This window comes from Prevotella conceptionensis 9403948, from assembly GCF_000312305.1.
GTDB lineage: Bacteria > Bacteroidota > Bacteroidia > Bacteroidales > Bacteroidaceae > Prevotella > Prevotella conceptionensis.
In genome coordinates, this window is record NZ_HE999452.1 from 87809 (window position 1) to 92461 (window position 4653).

The 4653-nt window shown below is 50.0% G+C and carries 4 protein-coding genes; all 4 read left to right on the top strand.

Translation table 11 applies throughout. The annotated features are described in order from the left end of the window. On the top strand, positions 1 to 1379 hold a 1379-nt coding region (locus tag BN93_RS13500; RefSeq protein WP_019188850.1), incomplete at its 5' end, for a RagB/SusD family nutrient uptake outer membrane protein. Positions 1380 to 1394: 15 nt separating this feature from the next. Continuing rightward, a complete protein-coding gene (locus BN93_RS13505; protein WP_019188851.1) occupies positions 1395 to 2111 on the top strand; it encodes a DUF4843 domain-containing protein in 717 nt (238 codons plus the stop codon). 85 nt (positions 2112 to 2196) lie between these two features. Next, a complete protein-coding gene (locus BN93_RS13510) occupies positions 2197 to 3636 on the top strand; it encodes a PKD-like domain-containing protein (protein ID WP_019188852.1) in 1440 nt (479 codons plus the stop codon). 53 nt (positions 3637 to 3689) lie between these two features. After that, positions 3690 to 4653 (top strand): DUF5117 domain-containing protein (locus BN93_RS13515; protein ID WP_044260863.1); only part of this gene is annotated, 964 nt, incomplete at its 3' end.

The window sequence follows — 4653 nt, forward strand, 5'->3', positions numbered from 1 at the left end:
TCCTAGACGTTCACCCCGCAGGCGAGGTGGACGAGAGCGAACAGTTCGGCTCCATTCGCGGCTATCGCAACGCCATGTATGGCGTGTATGGGAGTATGGCTGCAACAAGCCTTTATGGAAAGAACCTGGGTTATGGTTTTGTAGACCAGTTGGGGCAACAGTTTGGTTATGATAATACTTCGGAAACAAGCTACTTCGTATCGCAATACAACTACTTGCGCAGTGACGTACGCGCCATTGTAGACGGGATATGGGAAGGCCAATACCAAACCATTGCGTATGCCAATAATGTGCTGCGTAATGCCGAGAGTCCACAGTTTAATCACAAGGAACTAACCTTTATGCGCGGCGAGTGTTATGGCTTGCGTGCCTTTTTGCACTTCGACCTTGTGCGACTGTTTGCCGAGGACTATAAAAGGAGTAACGCCTCAACGCGCGGCATACCCTACGCCACCACGTTCGACCTGAACAACAAAACGCTGCTAACGCTGCACGAAACCTTCAAGGCGATATTGAAAGACCTCGATATGGCGGAGAGTTTGCTTGCAGACGACAACGAAGTGAGCGTGGAACGGACTCCAACGAGCGACTATCTTAAAGGTCGTGCCACGTTCTTTAACAAGTATGCCGTGGCTGCAACCAAGGCACGCGTGTACTATGCCATGGGCGATACGGCCAATGCAGCCAAGTATGCACGGCTGGTTATTGCCGCAACAAGCAATTTCTCGCTTAAAAAGCTTACCTCGATGGCAGATGTGAAACGTTTTCCCGCAACGGGCGAACTTATCTTCGGCCTATACAACAACACGCTTTCGGCCGATATTTCTTCAACATTCCTTTCGCAAACGGCGCGCGGAACATTCACCGAAGGTCGTCGCGACTTGGAAGAACTCTACGAAACGTCGGCTTTCTCGGCCACAAGTGCCGACCTTCGCTATACGGGATATTATCGACAGAACACCACCCCCGACGGAATAAAGACCTATTCGTTCGTTCGTCTTTTGGAAAGCGACGCTCAGGTAAACAGCAGTCCGTTGCAAGGGCTTACGCTTATACGTTTGCCAGAGATGTATTACATACTTAGCGAATGTACCTACGATAACAACAAGGCCGAGGCAGTGCGCCTGCTAAATGTGGTGAGAACCAGTCGTGGTCTTGAAGCGGTGGCCGATGCGAAGGTTGCCGACCGCACCGCTTTCGACAAGGAAATGCTGCGCGAACGCATGCGGGAGATGCCTGGCGAAGGACAAACGTTCTTTGCTTTGAAACATTACAACAAGGCATTCGGTGACTATCGCGGCATCAACACTTACCAACCGTCGAGCGCAATCTTCGTGTTGCCTTGGCCAGAGAGAGAAAAGGAATATGGTGGACAATAGAAAAACAACGCTCAGATGAAAAAGACATTCAGACATATACTGCTGGCCAGCGCGGCCTTAACCGCACTGGTGGCTTGCAGCAACGTAGACTATACGGGCGAATACAGCGAAGACGGCACTTACCAATCGGGAAATCAGGCATACTTTTACTTCGCCGAACCGGGGGATAGCGTGCTGAATTACTCCTTTGGCGTGAAACCGCTCGACACGTTAACGCACGTTGTGTACGTGCCGGTTAACTTGGCGGGTCGCCTATCGGCCGACAAGCAGGCCTTTCGCGTAGAAATTGGCGCGGGCAGTACGGCCGTTAGCGGCAAGCATTACACGCTCGATGCCGACACGCTTGCTTTCTTACCCAACTCGCATCGGGCTTATGTGCCCGTGAAGTTGATAAGGGAGAACCTCTCGGAAGACAAAAACGACTCGATAAATCTTGTGTTAAACTTGGTTCCCACAGCCGAAATGGGCGTGAGGTTCAAGGCAAACAATAGGGTGAAGATAACCTTTAACAACGTGTTGTCTAAGCCCGACTTCTGGACAGTGCTTGAAACCTACTGGGGGTTGGGTGCTTTCACCAAGAACAAGTATCGCAAGTTGCTCTCTTATTACGATGGCAACGAAGATGCGATAAGGCAAATACTCACCGGAACCGATGCCACAGCGCAGGGCTATCTGTACCAAAGAGTGCAAGAAGTTATCGCCTATTTTGCGGCCCATCCCGGCGAATTGTGATTATCAAGCAAAGGCATCTGCACGTAGAAAGCATCTTGTGCAGCCCACAGCCTTTGCCTATCTATGGTTAACAGAAAAATAAACAATGATGATAAAGAAACATTTGCTACATGTCTTGGCACTTTCGGTGGCCGTATTGTCCTTGCAATCGTGTATCACCGACGACTCAACGTCGCCTTCGGGCAACGCTTCTAAGCTGTCGTTGAGCCAGGATTTGCAACAGAAATACACGCTCGACAGGTGGGACACGCTTAAAATTGCGCCCAAAGTGGTGCAAACCAACGCGCAGAAAGACGTGGCCTACGAGTGGGAAATAAACAGGAAAGTGGTGTCTACCGATGCCCAACTCAACTATGTGTGCGAAGAATTTGGAGTGTTTCCTTGCCGATTGAAGGTAACTAACGGCGACAACATACAGTTTTACGAGTTCGAATTGAACGTGCAATACTCATACGTGGAGGGCCTTTACATATTGGCCAGTCACGGAGGACGCGCCATTGTGTCGTATTTACCCGAACCACAGAGCAACAAATCGTTCGACTTAGACGTACTTCAAAAGAACAATCCCAACGCCAACTTCACCTCTGAGCCCAAGGATATAGACTATGCGCTGGCTCGCGACAATAAAACACCATTGATTTATGTGGCAGTTGGCAACCCTAGCACCATCTACGAATTGGATGGAAACCTCATGACAACGCGCTTTAAGACTACGGCCACGGGCAACGTTTCTTATCTAAAACGTAGTGCGCTGACCTATCCTAAGTCGATGTTGGCTATGGTAGAGCATGTTCCCGCTCGGTTAACACTTTCCGAAACGTCGCTCTTCGACCTCGGAAAATTCATTAAAGACAGTCTGAAAACCGACATGTCGATGGCCGATGTCGCTGTATCTTGGAAACAACAAGACCTGCGTTACGTGCATGGTTACGTGTTGTTCGATAACGCCGAGGGCCGACTCGTTCCCCAAAAGGTGCAGGCCACGGGCAAAATTCCAGCACAATTGCTCAAAGGAACCTTCACGGGCGACTCGCTCATCGGCATGGGAGCCGTAGATAGCGAGCGCAATCTCGTGCTGATGACGTGGAATAAGGCTGCATCAAAATTCAGATGCTACTACGTTGCGCCAGGTTTCTATCCCACGAATATAACAAAAGTGGAGGCGGCCACATTGAAACACGCCGCCGATGTGCCCACCAGTGCGGGATTTACCAAGAACTCGGTGGTAAGGGTGTCGCCCGAAAAGAACCTTGTTTATTATGCTACGGGCAACAAACTCTATGCTTACAACGTGCTCTCAAACGGTAATTTCCCCACCAGTGCGTTGACAACCTTCGGCGATTCGGGCGAAACCATCGCCGATATGTTGATAACCGAGGGCAGCGATAGGCTCTTCGTGGCCACCAATGCCGCAAGCGGCAGTCTTGTAGGGAGCATTTATTGTTTCGACCTGAACGAGAACAAGCTGCTTTGGCAGAAGAAAAACATAACGGGAACCATCAAGCGCATCACTTACAGGAAATAAAGCATGTTGGCGTGGGGTGTGAAAGCACCCCCTCGCCAACCCATATTTATACGATGATAACAAACGAAATCAAGGCAATGGTGCGCACAATAGGGATTGGCTTATTCCTATTGTGCTATGGTTTTCAAGCCTTTGCCGAAGACAAGAAAGCCGACGACAAGAAAGCAAAGAAAGAAACAAAGTACGACCGACTATTTAAAGACAAGAAGAAAGAAACGGCGCGTAGCACTTTCATTACCCTACATAAAGTAGACGGAAAGCTATATTTGGAAGTGCCTGTAAAGCTGATGCAGAGGGAAATGCTGTTGAGTGGGGCCGTATCGTCTACCACCGACCCAACCTACATAACGGTGGGAACGAAGAACTTTGCGCCCTTACACTTTTTCTTTGAATTGCAAGACAGCAGCTTGGTGATGAAAACGCCAAACGGCGTGGTGTATTCAGACGGCAGTGCTAGTGCAGAAATGCAGCAAGCATTGAACGTTAGCTACCGCGACCCTGTTTTGATGGGCTTTAAAGTGGAGGCATACAACAACGACAGCTCGGCTGTTGTGGTAGATGCTACCAACTTCTTGGCGCGCCCCAACACCATGTTGCCCCTCATTCCTAAGAAGTCGGGCGACCTCGCTGTGAGTGCATCTCCCAAGAGCGAGATGTCGTTTGTGCGTTCCATCAAAAGTTTCGAGCAGAACGTAACGGTGAAAGTAGATTTTAATTATCTGCTCACCGCTACATTGATGTCGTTGCCCGTGGCTAGCGAAATTCCCACCACCGTAGGCGCAACGTTCAGCATTTCCTTGCTATCCGAGAGCAAAATGCGCCAGCGCATATCCGACTCGCGCGTGGGCATTGCCGCCGTTTCGAAACTTACTTTCAGCAATGCCATTGCCAAAAGTAAGCCCACGTTTGTGGCACAGCGGTGGAACCTTACGCCCAAAAACGCGAAGGCTTACGCACAAGGCAAGGGTAGCGAACCTACAAAGCCCATACGTTTCTACATAGACGATGCCTTTCCCC